This window comes from Geodermatophilus sp. SYSU D00705 (genome assembly GCF_054050135.1).
Genome location: NZ_JBJGYT010000045.1, coordinates 1 through 21,105, shown reverse-complemented (window position 1 = coordinate 21,105; position 21,105 = coordinate 1). Strand labels below are relative to the sequence as shown.

19 protein-coding genes are annotated in these 21,105 nt (G+C 67.2%); 12 read left to right on the top strand and 7 right to left on the bottom strand.

Translation table 11 applies throughout. The annotated features are described in order from the left end of the window. Positions 1-120 precede the first annotated feature (120 nt). A complete protein-coding gene (locus ACI78Q_RS21885; RefSeq protein WP_456925571.1) occupies positions 121-1,527 on the top strand; it encodes a DUF4407 domain-containing protein in 1,407 nt (468 codons plus the stop codon). Positions 1,528-1,617: 90 nt separating this feature from the next. Further along, positions 1,618-2,385 (top strand): enoyl-CoA hydratase/isomerase family protein, encoded by a 768-nt coding sequence (locus ACI78Q_RS21880; protein ID WP_456925570.1) that lies wholly within the window; start codon positions 1,618-1,620, stop codon positions 2,383-2,385. On the opposite strand, the gene ACI78Q_RS21875 is transcribed toward ACI78Q_RS21880, so the two are convergent. The 6 genes from ACI78Q_RS21875 to ACI78Q_RS21850 all read right to left on the bottom strand — a co-directional run bounded on the left by ACI78Q_RS21875 (position 2,376) and on the right by ACI78Q_RS21850 (position 6,636). Then, positions 2,376-2,843, bottom strand: coding sequence for a hypothetical protein (locus tag ACI78Q_RS21875; RefSeq protein ID WP_456925569.1), 468 nt, complete (start codon positions 2,841-2,843; stop codon positions 2,376-2,378). The two genes, ACI78Q_RS21880 and ACI78Q_RS21875, sit on opposite strands and share 10 nt — an antisense overlap. Before the next feature lie 184 nt (positions 2,844-3,027). Next, positions 3,028-3,450 (bottom strand): nuclear transport factor 2 family protein, encoded by a 423-nt coding sequence (locus ACI78Q_RS21870; protein WP_456925568.1) that lies wholly within the window; start codon positions 3,448-3,450, stop codon positions 3,028-3,030. 446 nt (positions 3,451-3,896) lie between these two features. Further along, positions 3,897-4,142 carry a PIN domain-containing protein gene (locus ACI78Q_RS21865; protein WP_456925567.1) on the bottom strand — a complete coding sequence of 82 codons (246 nt, stop codon included), beginning with the start codon at positions 4,140-4,142 and terminating at the stop codon, positions 3,897-3,899. A gap of 142 nt (positions 4,143-4,284) precedes the next feature. Beyond that, the gene (locus ACI78Q_RS21860) at positions 4,285-4,539 is read right to left on the bottom strand and encodes a type II toxin-antitoxin system Phd/YefM family antitoxin (RefSeq protein ID WP_456925566.1); all 255 of its coding nucleotides are present in this window, start codon (positions 4,537-4,539) and stop codon (positions 4,285-4,287) included. Between the two features lie 57 nt (positions 4,540-4,596). Next, positions 4,597-5,256, bottom strand: a complete 660-nt coding sequence (locus ACI78Q_RS21855; protein WP_456925565.1) for an antibiotic biosynthesis monooxygenase — start codon at positions 5,254-5,256, stop codon at positions 4,597-4,599. 51 nt (positions 5,257-5,307) lie between these two features. Continuing rightward, entirely contained in the window at positions 5,308-6,636 is a 1,329-nt protein-coding gene (locus ACI78Q_RS21850; RefSeq protein ID WP_456925564.1) for an ABC1 kinase family protein, read from the bottom strand. Between the two features lie 101 nt (positions 6,637-6,737). Between ACI78Q_RS21850 and ACI78Q_RS21845 the strand changes: the two genes are divergently transcribed. The 10 genes from ACI78Q_RS21845 (at position 6,738) to dcm (ending at position 20,606) form a co-directional block, all read left to right on the top strand. Continuing rightward, positions 6,738-7,280, top strand: coding sequence for an HNH endonuclease (locus ACI78Q_RS21845; protein WP_456925563.1), 543 nt, complete (start codon positions 6,738-6,740; stop codon positions 7,278-7,280). A 70-nt stretch (positions 7,281-7,350) separates the two neighbouring features. After that, entirely contained in the window at positions 7,351-8,337 is a 987-nt protein-coding gene (locus ACI78Q_RS21840; RefSeq protein WP_456925562.1) for an HNH endonuclease, read from the top strand. A 584-nt stretch (positions 8,338-8,921) separates the two neighbouring features. After that, entirely contained in the window at positions 8,922-11,558 is a 2,637-nt protein-coding gene (locus ACI78Q_RS21835) for a Z1 domain-containing protein (RefSeq protein WP_456925561.1), read from the top strand. Further along, on the top strand, positions 11,542-12,540 hold the full coding sequence (locus ACI78Q_RS21830; protein ID WP_456925560.1) for a PD-(D/E)XK motif protein: 999 nt from the start codon (positions 11,542-11,544) through the stop codon (positions 12,538-12,540). The genes ACI78Q_RS21835 and ACI78Q_RS21830 overlap by 17 nt, the downstream gene beginning before the upstream one ends. Further along, positions 12,537-14,450, top strand: a complete 1,914-nt coding sequence (locus ACI78Q_RS21825) for a hypothetical protein (RefSeq protein ID WP_456925559.1) — start codon at positions 12,537-12,539, stop codon at positions 14,448-14,450. Before ACI78Q_RS21830 ends, ACI78Q_RS21825 begins: the two co-directional genes overlap by 4 nt. Next, on the top strand, positions 14,447-15,349 hold the full coding sequence (locus tag ACI78Q_RS21820; RefSeq protein ID WP_456925558.1) for a hypothetical protein: 903 nt from the start codon (positions 14,447-14,449) through the stop codon (positions 15,347-15,349). Before ACI78Q_RS21825 ends, ACI78Q_RS21820 begins: the two co-directional genes overlap by 4 nt. 2 nt (positions 15,350-15,351) lie before the next feature. Then, positions 15,352-16,707, top strand: a complete 1,356-nt coding sequence (locus ACI78Q_RS21815) for a hypothetical protein (protein ID WP_456925557.1) — start codon at positions 15,352-15,354, stop codon at positions 16,705-16,707. 128 nt (positions 16,708-16,835) lie between these two features. After that, complete coding sequence (locus tag ACI78Q_RS21810; protein ID WP_456925556.1) at positions 16,836-17,264, top strand: very short patch repair endonuclease; 429 nt, start codon at positions 16,836-16,838, stop codon at positions 17,262-17,264. A 34-nt stretch (positions 17,265-17,298) separates the two neighbouring features. Then, positions 17,299-18,600 carry an ATP-binding protein gene (locus tag ACI78Q_RS21805; protein WP_456925555.1) on the top strand — a complete coding sequence of 434 codons (1,302 nt, stop codon included), beginning with the start codon at positions 17,299-17,301 and terminating at the stop codon, positions 18,598-18,600. A gap of 53 nt (positions 18,601-18,653) precedes the next feature. Continuing rightward, a complete protein-coding gene (dcm, locus tag ACI78Q_RS21800) occupies positions 18,654-20,606 on the top strand; it encodes a DNA (cytosine-5-)-methyltransferase (protein ID WP_456925554.1) in 1,953 nt (650 codons plus the stop codon). Here the strand turns inward: dcm and ACI78Q_RS21795 are convergent. Then, a partial coding sequence (locus tag ACI78Q_RS21795; protein ID WP_456925553.1) for a sigma factor-like helix-turn-helix DNA-binding protein occupies positions 20,563-21,105 on the bottom strand: 543 nt, incomplete at its 5' end. The genes dcm and ACI78Q_RS21795 overlap by 44 nt on opposite strands.

The window sequence follows — 21,105 nt, the reverse complement described above, 5'->3', positions numbered from 1 at the left end:
GGGGGACGAGCGTGCGACGGCGGCGTGACTGGCGCAACTGCCGGTTCGGCTGGAGGACTGCCGATGAGAGGGGAGAGGCGGCGGTTAGACCACGACCCCCGTCGCCCGGGGGTGGCTCGCATGGCGACACGACAGGGACGGATCGGGAACGGTCTGGCGGCGCTCGGTGGCGCTCGTCCCGACGTCCTGGAGGTGGCGCCCGGCGCGCGTCCCCGGTTCGTCGCGCTGGGCGGCGTCCTGCTGAGCACCGGCGGGCTCGCCGTCGTCTCGGCGGCGTTCGCGGTGCACATGGCGCTGGGCGTGTGGTGGCCGTTCGCGCTGCTGCTCGGCATCGGCTGGGGCGCGGTCGTGGTCAACCTCGACCGGATGCTGCTGGTCGGGATGGCGCACGACGCGTCGCTGAAGCGGAACCTGGCGCTGGCCGTCCCGCGGGTGGGCCTGGCGCTGGTGCTCGGTGTCGTCGTCGCGACGCCGCTGACGCTGCAGATCTTCCACAAGGAGATCGACACCGAGATCGTCACGATGCAGGCCGAGGCCGCCGACGCCTACCGCACCGGCCTCGAGGAGGACGCGCGGTTCGCCGGCCTCCCGGCGCTGCAGGAGCGGATCGCCACCCAGGAGGCGATCGTGGCGAGCGGCGGGCTCAGCGACCCGGGTCTGGCCGGCGTGCACGAGGAGGCGGCTGCGGCGCAGTCGGCGTACGACTCGGCGCTGGCCACCCAGCGGGACCTCGAGGCCAAGGCGCAGTGCGAACTCGACGGCACCTGCGGCACCGGGGACGCCGGCACGGGCACCGCCTACGTGCAGGCGCGGGCCGCGGCCGACGCGCAGGCCGGTGTCGTCGCCTCGGCGAAGTCGGAGCTCGACGCCGCCGTAGCCGCGGCATCGGCCGCCGAGGCGCGCAGCGCCGACCTGGCCGCGTCGTCGCTGGTCACCGACCGGGCCGAGCTGGAGCGGCTGACCGCCGAGCAGGACCGGCTGCAGGCCTCGTTCGACGGCACCAACGAGGGCTCCGGCGGCATCCTCGCGCGGCTGGAGGCGCTGGACCGGCTCAGCGACCGCAACACCACCCTGGCCGCGGCGAAGTTCATGCTCTCGCTGCTGTTCATGTGCGTGGAGATCCTGCCGGTGCTCATGAAGCTGCTGCTCAACTTCGGCCCGCCGTCGGCCTACGACCGGCTGGCGGCGCTGCGCGACAGCGGGGACGTCGAGATCGAGGAGCTGCAGCAGGAGTCGCGGCTGACCGTCGCGAAGGCCCGCGAGGAGATGCTGGTGATGGCCGAGAAGGAGCGGATCGACCGGCAGAAGGAGGCCGTGCTGGCCCGCCGCCGGGCGGCGCAGGCGCTGGCCGAGGAGGCCGCCCGGGCGGCTGCGGCGCCGGTCCGGCCCGCGACCGCCGAGGCGCCCGCGGTGCCCGAGCCGCGGCAGCCGTGGGACACGGGTCCGATCCGCCTGGCCCGCGCCGCCGCCCGGACCGTGAACTCCGTGCGCCGTCGTCCGGTCGACCGGGAGCCCGCCGGGGTCTGACCTCGGCCTGCTCCGCCCGGCCCCTCCGTGGTCTGATGCCTCTCGGGATCAGCCGGCGGAGGGGCCGGTTGCGTGTGGAGGGGTGTGGTCGTGACTGCTTCCGGCTCCGGCTCCGGCTCCGGCGAGGTGCTGCTCGAGGTCGACGGCGCGGTGGCGGTGGTGACGCTGAACGCCCCTGACCGCCGCAACGCCCTCACCCCGGACATGGCGCGCGAGCTGATCGGGCTGTTCGACGAGGTGGACGCGCGGCCGGAGGTCGGGGCGCTGGTGGTCCGCGCGGTGGGCAGGTCGTTCTGCGCGGGCGGGGACATCGCGACGCTGACCGCCGCCGGCCGGGACCCGGCGGCGCCGGACGCCTACGAGGGCATGTCGGCCATATACGACTCCTTCTACCGGCTGGGGCAGGTCCGCGTGCCGACCGTCGCGGCCGTGCGCGGCTCGGCCGTCGGTGCCGGCATGAACATGCTGCTGGCCACCGACCTGCGGATCGTGGCGACCGACGCGCGGCTGCTGTGCGGGTTCCTCAAGCGCGGGATGCACCCGGGCGGCGGGCACTTCGTGATCCTGTCGCGGCTGATCGGCCGCGAGGCCGCGGCGGCGATGGCGCTGTTCGGCGAGGAGATCGACGGGACGCGTGCCGCCTCGTTGGGCCTGGCGTGGGAGGCGGTCGACGCCGACGCCGTGGAGTCCCGTGCGCTGGAACTGGCCGCGCGCGTGGCCGCCGACCCGGAACTGGCGCGGGTGGCGGTGGGCAACTTCCGGCGGGAGGTCGCGGGCGGCGCGGTGAGCTGGGAGGTCGCGACGCAGTTCGAGCGGCCGGCGCAGATGTGGTCGATGCGCCGGTCCGCTCAGGACTGAGCAGCCGCGGCGGCGGTGAGGGTCACCGTCTCGGTGATCGTGGCGGTCTGGCACACCTCGCCGACGCAGTACTGCGCGTTGATCTCGACGTAGGTCGGCATCGGCAGGAACACCCGCAGCGCGCCGAACGAGGTCGCCGTCCAGGTGCTGGGCGTGCTCGAGCACGGCGCGAGGACGCCGAACGCGTCGCGCGCGATGTCGAGGCCCTGGACCTGGGCGACGTTCCCGAACACGACCGCGTCGACCGTCGCGCTGCAGGTGATCGTGCCGGTGGCCATGACGGTCCCCGGTGCGGTGCCCATCTCGAGCGAGTCGAGGGTCACCTCGATGGGCTCGACTTGGTCGGGCACCGGGGCGGGGACGGGCGGCGCGGCGAGCGCGGACGGCGCGGCGAGCAGCACCGTGGCGACGACGGTGCCGACCAGGACCAGGGCACGGCGGATGTGGTTCGCGGACATGGCGGGCCTCCGAGGGGAAGGGGAGCGGCACGACGTCCACGTGGTGCGGCGTCGAGCCCCGGCACCGCGTCCGCGGACGCGGTGAGCCGGAGGTTCCTCGCGGCCGCCTCCCGCCGTCAACCGCGCCGCTGACCGTGCGTCAGCCTCCGGTTGCGCCGTGACGCACGGCCACGGCCGGTGTTCCTCAGTAGTCGCTCACGCCCATGACGTCGGCGATCCGCCGGGTGTCGACGTACTGCTGGAAGCGGACCACCTTGCCGTTCCGGACGTCCCAGATGTGTGCCACCTGGACGTCGAGGGGCTTCCCGGTCGTCCGGTGCCGGCTCGAGCGGTACCTGGCCTCGACGACGACCGTGTCACCGTCGCGGAGGAACCGGCGCGACTCGATGCGGAAGTCCTCGAACGACTCGGGGATCCTGGCGAAGACTCCCTCGAGCACCTGCTGCGGACCCACGAGGGCGTGGCCGGGGTCCCACGGGTTTCCCTCGGCCTCGTACCACTCGATCCCGTCGTCCAGCGCACGCATGACCGCGTCGACGTCGCCCTGGGCGAAGGCCTCGTACATGCCCTGGACAACCTCCAGGCTGGTGGCGGTGGTCTGCGTCATGGGTACCTCCTCCGGGAGTGGGGTGCCGACGGTAGCGAGACGAGAACGTCCGGAACGGCGCCTCATCCCGGCGGTCGAGGGGGCCAGCGCGCCCCGACGATGCGTGACCCAGCTGGAGCGCGCGGTGGCCGCCATCGGGCCGACGTCTCGACCCGGTTGACACCGGAGGAACTGCGGACGACGTCGCCGAGCGTGTCCGCCGGGTCGTCGGCGCCGGAGGCCACGGAGAGCAGCAGGCCGACGCCGCCGAGGAGACCCCCGGAGTCGGGGATCCATGCCGCCGCGCAGCCTGCCCACCAGCGACGTCCCGGGCGGTGTTCGTCGGTGCTCCGGATGACGGCCCGACGTGGCTCGCTTCGTGCTCTCCGGCCTCGAAGACGGACACTGCTGGGGAGAGTGACGCGGTCGGCGTCGGAGGCGCGGACGGCTGCGGGCGAACGACTCCCTCAGACGTGGATGACGTGGAGTCCGCTGAGGCCGGCGAGGACGTCGAAGTCGTCGTCCTGGGTCACGACCGGAACGTCATGGGCGAGCGCGGTGGCGGCTATCCAGGTGTCGTCGACGTCCATCCGCCGGCCCGACCCGGCGAGGCGCGGCCGGAGCTCGGCCCACACGTCTGCGACGGGCGCGTCGATCGGCAGGGGGTCCAGGTCGGCGACGGCCTGCAGGGTCGTGAGCCGGCGGGACCGCACCGAGAGATCCGCAGCGGCCAGGACGCCGGCCCGCAGCCCCGCTTAGGTGATCACCGGGACGGCGGCCTGCTCGGGCAACCGCGCGACGTCGAGCCCGCGGCCTCCCGGGCGATGAAGACGCTGGTGTCCAGCAGGCCGCGGGTCACTCGATCGGCCCGGGCTCGTCCGTTCCGCCGGAGAGGGCCCGCAGGTCGTTCTCCAACCCGGGATCGGCCTGGACGCGCGCGAGCCGTTCGACCAGGAACGACCTGCCCGTCCAGTGCGACCGGCGGGTGCGGAGCGGCCCGAGCTCTGCGACCGGCTCGCCGTTGACCGTGATCTGCACGGACTCGCCTGCGGCGGCGCGGCGCAGCACGCCGGCGGTGTCGTTGCGCAGTTCCCGTGAGGCAACTTCCACGGCTGTCAGTGTGGTCCTCCGGAGCACACCTAGACCGAGATGGCGGTGGCGACGGGCTCAGACCGTCTCGGGCACCCGGAGGTGGGCGAAGACCATCTCCATCTCCGCGACGTCGAGGATGTCGACGCCCATGGTGTTGACGCTCTCTTCCCGCAGCATGCGGGCCTGCTCCCGGGACTGCTCGAGGGCGGCGCGGCTCTCGAACACCGCCGTGCCGACGGCGCGGCCGCTCTCGCGGTCGATCAGCATGCTGAGGCTGCAGAAGCCGGCCATGTCCTGGATCCGCGGCATCAGGCTGGTGCGGTACATGTCGAGCAGCTGGTCGGCCCGGGCCGGGTCGGTGCGCAGCCAGGTGATCCGGCAACACGCGCCGTCGGGGGCCTGGTGGTCGCGGTGCAGGACGGCGATCTCCCACTCGCGGACCTCCGGGTCGCGGGCGCCGGCCCCGAAGCGGTCGACCATCGCCTCGCGCATCGGGTGGACGTGCTGGTCGCTGGCCTGCATGGCCTGCTTGTCCTCCCAAGCCGAGGTGGCGATGTACTTGCCGCTCTCGCGGTCGCACATCATGGACAGCCCGATGCAGCCGTCCATGTCGCGCATCGCCGGCCAGACCTCGTCGGCCATGTAGGCGATGGCCTCGTCCATCGACGCGGGGAAGATCATCAGGGTGGTGGAACGGGCGTACATCTCCCGGCTCCTCTCGTGCCGTGCGGTCACGGGCGAGCCTCCTCGCCCGGGACGGCGGACGACGGTGCCGAACGTCCCTCGCTACGTGCCCGTGCCGTCGTAGCCGGGCAGCCACCGGCGGACCTCGGCGTCCACGGCGACGGTGGCGCCGAGCGAGCACAGGACGCCGACCAGCTCGGCGGCCACCCGCTGCAGCAGCAGGTAGTGCGGCGGGATCGTCAGCCGGCGCTGGGTGCGGGCTGTGGCGCCGAGCGGGTCGGAGGCGCGGCGGGTCTGCTCCTGCATCCAGCTGCGGGTGAACCGGTACCGCTCGGTGCGGAGCGGCTGGAGGTAGGGGTCGAGCAGGTCTCGTAGCTGCTCCGCCGTGACCCTGGCCGGGTCGACGAGGTGCCCGGAGGCGATGCGGTGGAGGGTGGCGGCGTCGCCGTCCCGGCCGGCGGCGAGCAGGGGGCCGAGCCGGTCGGGCCAGCCGTGCGGCATGGCCTGCGTCGAGCCGAAGTCGAGGACGCCGAGCCGCCGGTCGGGCAGCAATCGGAAGTTGCCGGGGTGCGGGTCGCCGTGCACGCGGTGGGCCCTTGCCGGGCCGGAGGCGAGGAGTCGGACGAGGAGTTGGCCGGCGCGGTCGCGGTCGTCCTGGGTGCCTGTGTCGATGACCCGCGACAGGGGAGTGCCGCCGATCCACTCGCTGACGAGCACCAGGCGCTGGACTCTGAGCACGTCGGGCACGCAGATGTCGGGGTCGCCGCGGTAGGCGTCGGCGAAGTCGCGCTGTGCCTGGGCTTCCTTCTGGTAGTCGGCCTCCTCGCTCAGTCGTTCGCGCAGCTCGGCGAACAGCTCCCGGGCGTCGAGACTGGGGGCTGCCGCCTTCAGGATCGGTGTCAGGACCTGGAGCGTGCCGAGGTCGGCGACCAGCGCCTCGGCGGCGCCGGGGTACTGGACCTTCACCGCGACCGGCGTGCCGTCGCGCCAGGTGGCGCGGTGCACCTGCCCGATGCTGGCCGCCGCGACCGGCTGGTCGTCGAAGTTCTTCAGGACCTGTCGCCAGTCCCGGCCGAGCGAGCGGTCCAGCTGCTCGTGGACCCGTGCGGTCGGCATGGCCGGCGCCGCCTCCTGCAGCCGGACGAGCGTCTCGCGGTAGGGGCCGGCCAGTTGCTCGGGTAACGCGGACTCCATGGCCGACAGCGCCTGGCCGACCTTCATGGCCCCGCCCTTGAGGTGGCCGAGGGTGGCGAACAGCTGCTCGGCGGTGCGCTGCTGCACCTGCGCGGCGACGGCCTCGGCGGGGCGGCCACCGATGCGCTTGCCGATCCCGAGGGCGGTGCGCCCGGCGTACGCGGCCGGCAGCGCAGCGAGGCGAGCCGTCCGGGCGAGGCGCCTCCGTGGCGGCGTGCGCTCGTCCGGAGACGTCATCGCCGGACGGTACCGCCGACCCGGGAGCAGGTGCGGCCTCTGCCCGGCTGGTGGGGCACCTGTCAACAGGTAGTCGTTGGCGGTGCACCTACGGTTGAGTCATGGCGAGGCGCAGCAAGGCAGACGTGCCTAACCGAATCGTGCGCATATTCCTCGAGCACGCAGGCGAGCAGTATGACCGCAGCCGAGGGTTCAAGCCCTATAGCAAAATGACCGACGAAGTCCTCGACCACTTCGGTTGCGCGTGCGCCTACTGTGGAGCGCAGGGTGAACCGCTTGTTGAGGAACACGTGGTGCCCATCAACCGAGAGAGCGTCGGGCTGCACGCGTGGGGCAATCTCGTGCCGGCCTGCAAACCTTGCAATGCCGCCAAGCGGAGCTTCTCATGGAGACAGCACATGGCAGCGTTGCAACTGCCTTCTCCGGTCAGGGTTGAGCGCACAGACCGCACCGCCGCCTTCATCGCCGAGTGCCGGTACGAGCCGGACGTTGAACATCTGAAACTGATCGTGTCGAAGCTGTACGACCTCTCCGACCGGCAGACCCGTGGGCTCATCGAGTTTGGTCTCCTCGCCTCGGCCGGCGTCCTCCAAGGGCTGCACGAGCCTGCGCCGGCCATCGACAACCTGACTCCAGCCACCTGAACACCGACACCGCCCGTGGCTGTAGCAGCCAGTGTCCAGTGTGGGTCTTGTGAATGCTTAGAGTCCGCGTGTGACCCAGCCCGATGTCTCGCGCGAGGACGTGCGTGCAGCGATGCAGGAGTTCGACCGGCTCGGCCGAGACGGCTTCCTGGCCAAGTACGCGTCCTTCGGCCACCGCAAGGCACGCGACTACTTCGTTAACGACGCAGGCACCCTCTACGACTCGAAGGTGCTGATAGCTGCCGCGCACGGGATTCGGAAGGGTCACCCCTTGCGTGCAGACGAGTTCTCCGGCGGGGACAGCCACGTAGCTGAACTGCTCCGTCGGCTCGGCTTCACCGTTACTACACCGGGGCCCGACTGGACGGCCGACGAGCTCACGATCGTCTGTGCCGTGGTCGTCGAGCGGGGATGGCGTGAACTGCGTACCGAGTACCCAGAGTCGATTGAGCTGTCCGCCCTGCTCCGATCGATGCCGACTCATCCCCCCGAGCTGCAGAGTCCCTCGTTCCGTAGTCCGGCGAGCGTCTCGCGAAAGTCGAGCGACCTAGTCACCCGGCGTGGCGACTACGCCGGTGAGCGGACCAAGGGGGGCCGGCTCGACCAACTAATCGTCGACGCCTTTGTCACCGATCCCGAAGCCAACATCGCCCGAGCCCGAGTGCTCCGCCACCTCATCGGCCAGCCCACGACTTGGGCTCTGCCCGACCTCGACGGAGAGGGAGCCGATGAGGGCGGCATGCTGGAACGCTGGCACCTCGCCTACGAGCGCGACCGCGGCCTGCGACAGCGCAAGATCAGGTCGGTTCTGGACGCCGGTGGTCGGATCGACTGCGAGGTCTGCTCCTTCAGCTTCGAGGACACGTACGGCCCCCGCGGTCATCAGTACATCGAGGTCCACCACCGGACGCCACTGCACGTCACTGGGCCGACGCGCACCAACCTGACCGACCTCGCGCTGCTCTGCTCCAACTGTCACCGAATGATCCACCGGCGGCAGCCGTGGCTGACTGTGGACGAGCTCAAGCTCTGTATCGCCCAACGGGCCGAGGGCTGACTTGGGTACACGCTGACTATTGTCGGTACGTCCTCCTTGACAAGGTATGGGCAGTTAAACGGTGGCGCCACCTTCTAGTTCGCTCCGACGAGACACGTATGCATGCGGACATCCAGCGCCTGGGGGTCTGGTATACAAGCCCGAGTCTCGTCGCGATCGACGACGCGCTTGCCAAACGACCGATGAGAGTCGGCATACGTGGTCTTGTTCATGGTCGAACGGCCGCCAATGGGGCGTCTCGTGGCGTTATGCGGTAAGCCGCAACGGCGAGGAAGTAGTTCAGCGAGTGCAGGACGGGCGCGGTTCGAGGATGGCTGAACGACGAGTTTGTCGTCCTCGAACCGCTCCACCTCGGTCCCTGAGCCAGTCGGACCAAGCCGCGGAAGGTCGCCGCGACGCGGATGCCGACCGGCTAGGCGGGCGGTTGAGGGGCTCTCGCGGGAGAGCGTGATCGCATCCAGCTGGTCACAGGATGCGGCTGAGGCGAGTGGTACTTGGGGGGCAACTCCTTAGGGTGCTAGAGCCCTGCGTGTGCCCGCCTCAGTTACGCTCTCGTTTCGTTACGTGATCAAGACGGGGGACTAGTGACGCCCAACAGTGCCGCAGTTCAGGCTGCGTATGCGATGTTCATCGGTCTTCTGCGCCAGGACCAGTCGCCGGAGGCTGCGGAGGCCTCCATGCGTGACCTCATCCCGAACGATGAGGTCATCACGGCCGCTGTAAAGAGGTATCACGAGACCGCGGCCGGCATAATCGCTGCTCGTGAGCCGAATGCGCTGACGGATCCGCGTCGGATCGTCCCCTGGTACACGGGCTCCCGTCCGGCTGACGACTTCTGGCCGGCGCTGGCGAGCGCTCTCGACGAGGCTGGCACCCTGGGGGAGGACGGGCTTGAATCGCTCGACAGTGCGTCAACCAAGGTGGTTGCCAGTCTCCCAGCCCCCTGGCGCCGGGACTTCCGGGGTCGTGGACTCGTACTGGGTTACGTGCAGAGTGGAAAGACGTCCAACTTCACGGCGGTTATCTCCAAGGCTGCTGACGCCGGTTACCGGCTCTTCATCGTGTTGTCCGGAATTCACAACAATCTTCGACGACAGACGCAGGTGCGACTCGACGAGCAGCTTGTCGCGTTGAATAAACGGCGCTGGATCGGTCTGACGGACAGTGGGGCCGATTTCGGCAATCCGGGAAATACAGACGCCCTTCTCGCGCAGGATCAGCTCCGCGTCTTGGCCGTCGTCAAGAAGAACAAGACCCGACTCACCAACCTGTGCGAGTGGCTCGAGAAGGCTTCGCCGTCAACGCTGCAGAACTGCCCTATCCTGGTTATCGACGACGAGGCCGACCAGGCCAGTGTCAACACCAAGGGCGCGGACCGAGCTGAAATCAACAAGCTGATCCTGCGTTTACTCAACCAGCCCAAGGCGGCCTATGTCGGCTACACTGCCACGCCTTTTGCAAACATCTTCATCGACCCGTCCGTGCCCGAGGACCTCTATCCGAGCGACTTCATTGTTGATCTGCCGCGGCCGGACGCCTACTTCGGTGCCGAGCGTCTCTTCGGACGGGAGCCGCTGACGGAGGAGGAAGCAGAGCTCGGCGCGGACGGTCTTGACATGGTGTCCGAGGTGCCGATGGCGGAGGTGGCCGACCTCCGTCCGCCGCGAAAGCGGGCGGATCGAGACGCCTGGAAGCCGGAGATCACGCCTTCGCTGCGCGAGGCCATCTACTGGTTCGTACTCGCAACGGCGGCTCGGCGCGTCCGCGGTCAGCGGAACCGACACTCATCGATGTTGGTCCACACCACTCAGCTCTCCTCCATCCACTTCCGTTACAGGGAGCCCATCGAGCAGGTGCTGGCCTCTATCCGCGGGGAGGGAGGTGGCGCCACGCTGGCGGAAGTATGGAAGCGGCAGGCCGGTCGGGTCTCCGCGGAGGATCTGGGTGAGCGGCCTGTCACCTTTGAGCAGGTGGCTGCGGAGGTGAGTGGTGTCCTCGACGACCTCAAGGTGGTGGTCGACAACTTCCAGAGCGCGGACCGCCTGGACTACGGCGACGAGGCGCAAGTCGTCATCGTGGTGGGTGGCAACACCCTGTCGCGGGGCCTCACCCTCGAGGGACTGGTCGTCAGCTACTTTCTGCGGACGGCAAGCGCCTACGACACGCTCCTTCAGATGGGGCGTTGGTTCGGCTATCGCTCGGGCTACTCAGACCTCCCCCGCATCTGGATGACAAAGGACCTCGCGGAGTACTTCCAGTTCCTGGCGACAGTCGAGGCTGAGATCAGACTCGACGTCTCGCGATACGAGCGGGAAGACCTCACGCCTCGAGAGTTCGCAGTTCGCGTTCGTACGCATCCGCAGCTCGCCATCACATCCGCACTCAAGATGACAGCGGCCGACGATGTCGCCGTCTCCTACAGCGGTCGGCGTATCCAGACCATCCTTTTCAACCATCGCGACCGTGACTGGTTGGTCGACAACCTCCGCGCGAGCCGCCGCCTGCTTGCCGCAGCGCAACGGGCGATCGGCCATGACCCGAGGGAGGCTGGGAGCAACCGCTACGTGTACGACGGTGTGCCGGCTCAAGCCGTGGTCGACTTTCTGAGTTCCTACCGCTTCCACGCAGACGCGCAGGATCTCAATTCGGATCGGATCATCGAGTACATCGAACGGCAGAACCGTCACGGGGAGCTCCACACTTGGAACATCGCGGTTGTCACCCGCGGTGCCGACCACCAGGGGCGTCTCATCGAGCTGGGCGGTGCGCTGCCTGCGGTCGGGCTGATCAATCGAGCGGCGATCAGGACCGTGGCCAAGCCGCACGCGAACATCAAGTCCCTCATGTCAAAGGAGGACCGCGTCGCGGACCTCGGGATGGACGCCGCCGACGTTGCGGCAAGGCCCGATGCGGAACTGCAGGATCTGCGCCCCACGGGTATCGGGCTTCTCGTGCTCTATCCGATCGACAAAGAGTCCAAGCCGCTGCGCGCTCCCCGGCCTGAGCAGAAGACTGTCCGCATCGACTTGGACGCCGAGGAAGACGTCATGGGGGTCGGGCTGGTGTTCCCCGAGGCGACAGTCAACGACTCTGCGGTTCGCTACAAGGCGGTCAGTCTTCCCTTGGGCGACGTCGAAGAGTTCGAGGACGTGGATGACACGGAGGATGTGGACGTCGAGAGCATGGACACCGAGTCCAGCCTGAATGCTGTCGAGGCCTGAGTTGCGCGACGACGTTGCAGCTGCCTTCCACGCGCTCTCCAGGTCCCATGAAGCAAGCGAGGTGCTGCTCGCTTCGCTTTCAGTCGCCACGCCCGCGGGCGACCTCATGGCGGCTGTCGATCACGACGGAACCCAACACATCCTCGTGCCGGTGCCACCTGGGACACCCGTGGCGCCGGACCGGAGGTCCAAGTCGGTCACGCTGGCTCGGCGCGAGCTCATGGTCCATGGCAGCCGACGGCTGTTCATCGACGTGGCCTGTCACCGTGTAGAGCTCAGGGACGTGTTCGAGCGGCTGGCAGGGGAGATCTGTGAGCGCGTGCTTGCTCGACCTGATGAATACCGGACCATCCCGCAGCTGACGCTGTCACGGTGGCGACAACTCCTCGAGGCGGGGAAGGAGCCGCTGGGCGAGAGCGGTCTGATGGGCATCTACGGCGAACTCTGGGTTCTACGGCAGATGGTCGCCGAGGATCCGCTCCGTCGAATCGAGCACTGGGTTGGTCCTGACCGAGCCGTGCACGACTTCCGTCGTGGCGCTGTCGCCGTTGAGGTTAAGTCCTCGAGCGCCCGGAATGGCCGAACCGTCGAAATCCACGGCTCGGAGCAGCTGGCGGCCCCAACGGCGGGGCGCCTGTTTCTCGTCTACCTCCGCCTTCGGGAGTCGTCGGCTGGGATGACCCTCCGGCGGCTGATAGACGAGATCCGAGGGCTTGGGGTGGACCCAGCCGGCTTTGAGCAGATCCTCGCCCGTGCGGGCGTTTCTGAGGCCTCGGACACCCGTCCCTTCGAGGTGCAAGAGGAGTTCTGGTACCACATCGACGAGATGTTCCCCCGTGTCGTGCCGGCCAGCTTCATCGGCGGTCGAATGCCTGAGGGCGTTCTGAACCTCAACTACCAACTCGACTTGGCCGGCCTACATCCGGCACCCCTGCCCGTGGATGCCCGCATCACCGTCCTAAGAGAGCTCGCAGCGCTGTGAACTCGTTGAACCACTTTGCTGAACCTCGCGCACCGCATGGCGGGCTGGCAGGGGAGGGGGCGCTCAACCTTCTCGGGCGTCCGGATCTCGATCCGTACGTTGTGCTCGTCCGGGAAGCGGTCCAGAACAGCTGGGACGCTCGCGCCGGCGACGGTGACGTCCGTGTATCGATCGGCCTAAGCCAAGTCACTCCTGAGCAGCGTCTCGCCTTGAAGGACGAGGTCTTCTCATCCCTTCCGCCGAAGGGGGTCTTCAACTACGCCCTGGAGAGCGGCGACGTCGAGCTCGAGCGTGCGCTGAAGGACCGCGGGTTGCGGATGCTGTGCATCACCGACCGGGGAACGAGGGGTCTCGGTGGTCCCCTCCGTGCGGACCGTCCAGCAGACGAAGGAGAAGCGACGAACTTCATCGACCTCGTCTTCAACATCGGCCAGCCTTCTGATCGAGAACTCGGTGGCGGTACCTACGGCTTCGGCAAGACCATCAGCTATCTGGTCAGTGGCTGCCGCACGGTCCTCATCCACACCAGCGCCAACTACCGAGGCCGGATCCAGCAGCGGCTCATTGCCCAGACCATTGGACGCCAGTACGACTACAGACGGCAGAACTACACAGGCCGGCATTGGTGGGGTCGCTTCGGTAGCGACAATGCAGTTGAGCCTGTCACCGGTGATGCCGCCAAGCGGCTGGCTGACCGGCTGGGACTCCCCGCCTTCTCCGCCGAGGAGACCGGGACGACCATCGCGATCCTCGCGCCTGACTTGGCGGCACGTGAGCCTCGTCAGGTCGTCAACTTCATGATCGAAGCGCTGCTGTGGAACTTCTGGCCCAAGATGGTGGCCGGAGACGGATCCCGGCCGGCCATGACCTTTGCCGCAACCTTGGACGGCGAAGTCATCCCGGTGCCGGATCCACGTCAGACACCGCCGCTCTCCGCCTTCGCCCAGGCACTGGATTCCCTGAGGGCGTGTGACGACGAGGGAGCGGCTCCGGAGCTGTATCCGCTGCAGCACATCAGAAACATCAAGTCGCAGCGGCCCATCGCCAATCTCGGGTGGCTTGCGATGCACGCCGTGCCCTTCGCTGACCGACCTCAATTGGATTGCGGCTTGGACGACCACGGGCAACCACGCAGTGCAGCAGCCTTCACCGGTCCATGCCATCACGTGGCGGTGATGCGCAGGGCGGAGCTCGTAGTGCAGTACCGATCCGGGCCCCCGCTGACCAGCAAGGGCCTGGAGTGGGCCGGTGTCTTCCGTACTTCCGAGGAGGTGGACGCTGCCTTCGCGGCGGCAGAACCTCCGACCCACGACGCCTGGAACCCGACGCTTGTGAGCGAGAGGAGGCAACGCACGTATGTCAATGTTGCGCTCCGCGAGATCAAGGCCGCAGCTGAGGACGCGTTCGCTCCTGTCGTGCGTATGGGCGGCGAGGAGTCCCAGGACTCGGGAGTCGTGGTGGCTGATCAGCTCGGTCAGCTGCTGAGCGTCTCAGCGGGTAATGGTCCGCGACCTCCGCGTCCTCGGCCGGGCAAGTCCGGGAAGGGCGGTGGTCCAACAGCGAAGGCTTCGATTAGTCGACGTTGGCTGGAACCAGAGGCCGATGGACAGACCCGCCTCTGCATCGAGTTCTCCGTGACGCCGCGGCGTGGCTCGCGGGCAACGGAGGTTGTGGTGACCGTGGCGGCAGCGGGGCCAGATGGTGTCTCCAGGGAGAGGGAGGCGCCGGTCGGAGCTCCTGTGCCGGAGGTTCTCGGGTACTGGCGGAACAACCGCCCAGTGCCTGAGGTTCGGGAGGCAATCCAAGTAGCTGCAGATGACGACGCACCGTGGTGCCTCAAGGTGCTGCAACCCAGAGACGTCGGGACAGTAGTCGATCTCAGGCTGGAACCATTGGATGACGAGTCATGAGGGTCGTTACTACCCCCTACCTCCAAGCGGAGACGGCACCCGAGTGCGGTCAGTGGATTGTGGAGCTCCGCGGCACCCGGCAGCCCCTCCCTCTTCTACTCAAGAGCTGGGACTACACCTCAACGATCAGCCTCGAGTCCACCGTCCGGGTGTCTCGGGACAAGGTGCTGAAAGAGTGTGGATTGTCGTTCGATGCAGAGATCGCCGTCACCGCGCTCTGGTCGGCGCCTTCGACAACAGCGAGATTCGTCGGAGCCACCGTGCCGGTCGTCGGGGACCGGGCAATCAACTTGGCATTCGACGTTCCACCTGGTGTGGCCGGCGGACGGCTGACGATCGAGCGGCTGATCGTCCTCGTACGCCCAGGGTCCAGCGGCGCGCCGCTTGCTGCGTCTCGCCCAGGCTCCATTCTGTGGAGAGAACCGCGCGAGGAGCAGGCCAGCTGCCTTCTGGAAGGAGATGCTTCCAGGTTCCCGACCGACGTCATCGACTTCGGTCGGTCAGGCCTGGGGGATGCCGGGGGCATCTGGTGGCTGCACCACGACCTTGCCGATCTGGACGCCAACCCACTTTCCTGTCTTCGCATCCGCATCAATAGCGCGCACCCCGTGGGCGCTCGGCTGGTGCGGGGGGGAACCGACTCCGAAGAAATCAGGAGCATCCTCTACTGGGATATCCATCGTCTACTTGTCCACGCGGCCCTCGACTCAGACGAATTCGTGAGTGGCTGGGACAACTTTCGGGTCGGCTCACTCGGGTACACCTTGGAGCAGCTCTGTCGACGGCTATGGCCCTACGAGGACGGTAGCTCATTGCGTGCGAGGCGCGAGTCGGATCGGTCGAGGTTTGAGGCCGCGATGCAGGCGCGGACTGGCCTCCTTTCTGAGGCGGTGAGCTGAGCGTGTACGTGTACCCGCGCTTGTCGGAGGGTGCGGCGCGGAGCCTGCTCGAGGAGTATGCCGAGCTCGATCCAATCGAGTTGCGCAAGAGGGCTCAGACCAGCCATCAGGACGCGGCGCCCGTGGCGGTCGGCGGTACCGGCGTCCCCGAGTCCTCCATCGACGAGGTCGCCGTCGCGCTCCGCGAGCTCGCAGACCGTCTCGGATTTCCCGAATCCCTCAGCCGAGCCCGGATCGGAGACTTCGATCGACCGGCCACCGCCCTGCTGCACCAGCTCATGGCGATCGTGCCCTCGGATGCCGCCTCGGACGAGGTATGGAACTTCCTCTCCTTGGTGGTCTTTCCGGACTTAAGCGTCTGGCGCTTTCCGGAACGGGCTGAGAACCGCATGTTGGGCCGGCCCCGCAACGTGCTGCGCCGCCTGTGGTGGCGTGCCGAAATCGTGGGTGCGGATCTCATTGATCGCAGTGACGGGCTTGGCGAGGATGAACTCGTCAACATCATGGAGCGACCAACCCTGGCTGCGGACCGACGCCTCGCCAGGAGTATGGCAGGCGCCATCCTGAGGGCTCCCAATGGATCTGTCAGCCGTAGCGAACTGATGCGGGACTTCGCGAAGCGGATGCTCCGCGCGCAAGGCGCCTTCTGTCTCGATGTTCTCTCCAATGAGGACCTGGACTCGGTCGTGCAACGGGAACTGCAACAGGCCATCGCCGCCATGACCGGCAAGCCGGTCGTCGAAGTCCCGCCATTGATCGACCCTGTCGTCGTCGATGCAGCGCACCCAGTGTTGCTCCAAGTCGAGATAGCGTCTGAGGCAGCCGCATCCTCGTGGACCAAGCCCTATGAACGCGGCGAGGCACACGGCAAGGCGTCGCCTGCCAACTGTCGCTTCCGTCCGGACAGCCCGTTGGCGACGCTCTACCTCACCCGGTACTTCGAGATGCTGATCGAAAAGGAAGCACCGGTGCATATCGAAACCCTCTTCGACGCTTTCCAACGGGACTGGGAAGTGGATCCCTACGTGGGCGACATGCCGGAGGCGCTGGACCGGGCGCTGCGCCGCTGCTCGGTATGGGGGCAGCGGGTTGAATTGTCGGCGGACGGTTTCGTCCGGCTGCCCGGTCAGACGCTCGAGCAGGTCCGAGTGCCGTCGCATGGAGATGTGCGCGTACCCAGTCGTGTGCCTCCCGAGGAGATCCGGCTCGCGATCTTCCACCTACGCCGAGAGCACCCAGGTGCGGGCCAAGATGTCCTGGCTGGAGCTCTTTGGGATCTGTTCGGCTGGACCAAGGGCGCTGTCTCCAGACGCTTCCTGGAGCGGGTCGGATTGACGCCCACCTCCATGGATGGATGATCGCAGCGGCTCCTGCAGGCAGCTCTTTCGCGCTTCGCGTGGCTGTCAGCGTCCACCCGCCCGACTGGCAACAGAGCTCCGCCGTATGGTCCTTTGGGTGGTCTGGGCGTGCGTGGGGCTGAGATCTGATGGCTGACCGCCCCGCTGCCCGTGACCCGCAGGTGAGCCGGCAGATGCAGCGGATGCCTCGCCGAGACACTGGCCCTGAAGTCGCTCTACGGCGAGAGCTGCACGCGCGCGGACTCCGCTTCCGCAAGGAGTACCGCAACCTGCCTGGTCGCCCCGACATCGCCTTCACACGCGCTCGGCTGGCCGTCTTCGTCGACGGCTGCTTCTGGCATCGGTGCCCGCTCCACTCCACATGCCCGAAGACGAATGCCGCATGGTGGGAGGCCAAGCTCGACGCCAACGTGGCAAGGGACCGTAGACAGGACCAGCAGCTGGTCGACGCCGGCTGGACTGTCGTACGGGTCTGGGAGCATGAGCCGGTCGACACCGCCTGTGACCGGATCGAGGCGGTGTGGCGAACCTTGCGTGGCGAGCCGCCGCGGTCCTGAGCTCGTCGTGTGAGAGCCTGGACGGGATCCATCAGTGCGAGGAGTGCATGTGTCCGCGAGTCGGCATCGATCCGTAGCCCCCTCGGCGGCCCGTCTGACCGAGTCGCTCAGGGACATCGGTTACGATTTCCCCTCCGCTGTTGCAGACCTCGTGGACAACAGTGTCATGGCCGGCGCAGAACGCGTCGACGTGGAGATCCGGTTCGACGGCGTCAAATCGTCCGTATTGATCTGTGACGACGGAACCGGGATGAGTCCGAATGGCCTCGTAGAGGCTCTTCGATTCGGCAGTCGGCGCGCCTACGGCTCGAGCGATCTCGGTCGGTACGGACTAGGTCTGAAGACGGCCTCCCTGTCTCAGTGTCGCAGTGTCACTGTTGTGAGTCGTCGACTGCCTGGGGGGTCGGTCGCCTCGCGTGAACTGAATCTCGACACCATCATCGAGTGGGACGACTGGCTCATCACGGCGCCCGAGAAATCCAAGACCTCGGATGCACGGGCACTTCTCGGCGAGGGACGAGGTACGGTCGTCGTCTGGCGAAACCTCGACCGAGTGCTGCCCGAAAAGAATCCGGATGGCGGATGGGCTCGGAGGCGTGTCGAGTTGTTGGCCAAGAAGACGGCGAACCATCTGCGGATGGTGTTCCACCGATTCCTCGAGGGTCTCGCCGAGCGTCGACTGATCATCACGGTGAACGGGGAGAAGCTGCAGCCGTGGAACCCGTTCGCAGTCGACGAGGAGCACACACAGCGACTGCCCGGGCAGACCTTCGAGCTGACCTTAGGGGAATCGCTTGGGCAGGTGCGGCTCGATCGCTTCGTCCTCCCCGCCAAGGATGATTTCAGCTCGTTGGCCCGGTTCGATGAGCTTTCCGGTCCCCTCAAGTGGAACCGTCAGCAGGGACTGTACATCTATCGAGGTGACCGGCTGGTGCAATGGGGCGGTTGGGCCGGCATTCGCGGTATCGATGAGCATCTGAAGTTGGCGCGGGCCTCGTTGGACTTCGATACCGAGCTCGATGACCTCTTCCAGATCAACGTCGCCAAGATGCGCGTTTCTGTTCCTGCCCAGCTCAAGCAATTGCTGGAGCGTCCCATCAACGAACTGTGCCTGACGGCAAACCAGAGGTACCGCGACCGGGCGGGCAGGACGCCCGGTGCCGTCCGGCCCGACCGCTCGAACGCTACAGGTGGGGAGTTGCCCGCGATGTCGGGTCTTGCGTTGAGATCAGCGGCGTTGCAGGCCGGGGAGTATGAAGCGCTCAAGCGTATTGCGCAGCGGCTCGAGGCGGTGGCGCCGGACGTCTGGCGTGCGCTCGGGTTCGCATCGTCATGACCGACGGGGGTGGATCGATCCCTATCAAGGATCATCAAGAAGAGGTTGGTCGCGTGTTGGAGGAGGACCGTTCCAGGGGCTCCTATGGTGTGAAGCTCGTGCGTGGCCCGTTCGTAAAGCTTCCCCCGCACCCCAAGCGGACCATCACCCGTGAAGAACTGCTTGGGGTAGTCGACCGCCTCAGGGAGACCGAGCCGGATGTCCGTCTTGCGGCAGACCTGTTCTGTGGCGCGGGAGGTATCGGCCTGGGTCTAGAGCGGTCCGGTTTTAAAAGTGTGGTGGCTGTAGACCACTATCCCGAGGCGGTTGAAACTCATGGACACCACTTTCGTGGCATGAGTCTCGACTGGGATCTAGCGGATGTCGAGCGCATCGAGGAGTTGGCGGAGCTCCTCACAGCCGTACAAGTCGATCTGATCGCGGGCGGACCTCCGTGTCAACCCTTCTCGAAGGCTGGACGCTCGGGCATTCGCCACCGTGTTCGACACGGACTTCGAGATCCCCATGACGAGCGGCGGGACCTGTGGCGGTCGTTCCTCGAGGTCGTGCAGCTGGTAAGACCTCCTGCGGTCCTCATGGAAAATGTCCCCGACATGGCGCTCGACCGGGAGATGTTCATCCTCCGTTCGATGGTAGAGGAGCTCGAAGATCTTGGGTACGGCGTCGAAGAACGAATCGTAGATACGTGGCGGTATGGTGTTCCACAGTTCCGGCAGCGCCTCATCCTTGTCGCTCTGCGTGACGGGCTCGCCTTTGAATGGCCGGCGGAATCAGCGGAACGCGTTTCAGTGTGGAATGCCATCGGCGACATGCCTGAGGTCGAGGGCGGGTGGCGCCCAGAGGGTGGCGCCGACGGCTGGGCGGAGTACGACGGCCCGCTGACGTCCTTTCAGCGGAGGATGCGCCGAGAGGTTCCACCATCACATCGCTCGCGGTTGTACGACCACATCACCAGGCCTGTCCGGGATGACGACGCGCGGGCTTTTGAGCTGATGGACTCGACGACGCGCTACTCTGACCTCCCGGCAGAGATGAAGCGGTACCGCGACGACATCTTCGACGACAAGTACAAGCGCCTCGACGAGAATGACCTGTCCCGGACGATCACGGCGCACATCGCCAAGGACGGGTACTGGTACATCCACCCTCGGCAGGGACGCACCATCACGGTCCGCGAGGCGGCGCGGCTGCAGACGTTCCCGGACTGGTATCGGTTCGCCGGCCCTCCCTCGGCGGCCTTCAAGCAGATCGGCAATGCTGTGCCTCCGCTTCTGGCGGAGCACCTTGGCAACGCGATCGGTCGCGCGCTCGATGTGAAGGACAAGGCGAGCTCGTCGACCAGGGCGGTGGCAGCTGTGCTGTCGGACTGGTTCCTGGAGAACGAGCCGAGGGGAGTGCCTTGGCTGCGCGCGACAACCAGATGGCAGGTCGTCTCGGCGGAGCTCCTGCTTGATCGAGCTACCCCCGACGTCACGAAACTCGTGTGGCCGATCCTTCGTGAGTGGCAGACGCCTGAGTCGACGCAGGACAGTGACGAAGTCCTGCGTGAGATCGGCACACACATGGGTCGGGGGGCGCGCGCCCTGCAGGTCCTCGAGCTCGCGGATTGGCTCTCCGAGCATCCGGGCGCCCTCGAGGAAGCCGAGGCGTCCCCGGGGCCTATCCCAATTGCGCCATCAGCAACGCTCGAGCTTGCCTCCCTTGTCGTCCCGGTGGCTGGGGACGAAGCGTCGGAAGAACCCGTGCTCTCGACCAAAGGCGTTCTCAGGGTCGCTGCCCGGGTCAGTGGCGACAACGTGGACCGCAAGAACCGCCTGACAGACGGCCGCATGGCAGTGGCCCGGATGATCGGGGGTGGGTCTAATGCCCGCGCTGCCCACTTGGCCCTGATCGAAGTCGCTGCGAGCATCTGCCGGCCGGCAGAGCCGCTCTGCGACCTGTGCCCGTTGCAGAAGGTGTGCGTCAGCTCTCGGGCTGAAGAGCGGAGAGAGTCGATGCTGTTCTAGGGCGGCGAAGGGCGAGGTGGCGGCGGCTGTACCCAGCCATCGACCTAACGGTCGGCGGAGGCGTCGCCACCTTGAACGGCTCGACCCGCCAGGAGAGGTCACGCTCGACCTTGGCCGCGAGGAACTTCAGCGACTTCACCTCTAGTTGACGAATGCGTTCACGAGTGACGCCGAACTCCGCACCGATCTCTTCCAGAGTCATCGGATCGTAGGAGTCGAACCCGAAACGCATCCGCAGAACGGCGGCCTCTCTCGCGGGCAGACTGCTCAACGCGTGAAGAGCTGACGCCTCGAACGCCATCCGTACCAGGCGTTCGCCGTCATCGATGAGGGCGCGGATACGGGTCGCCGTCTCTTCGTCCTCCAACAGCAGGTCGAGGCTGATGGGCTCCCGGGCGTACTGCTGGATCTCCAGCACCTTGTCCGGGGTGATGTCCATCTCCTTGGCCAGCTCCTCCGGGGTCGGCTCGCGCCCGAGGTCCTGGAGCAGCTCGCGCTG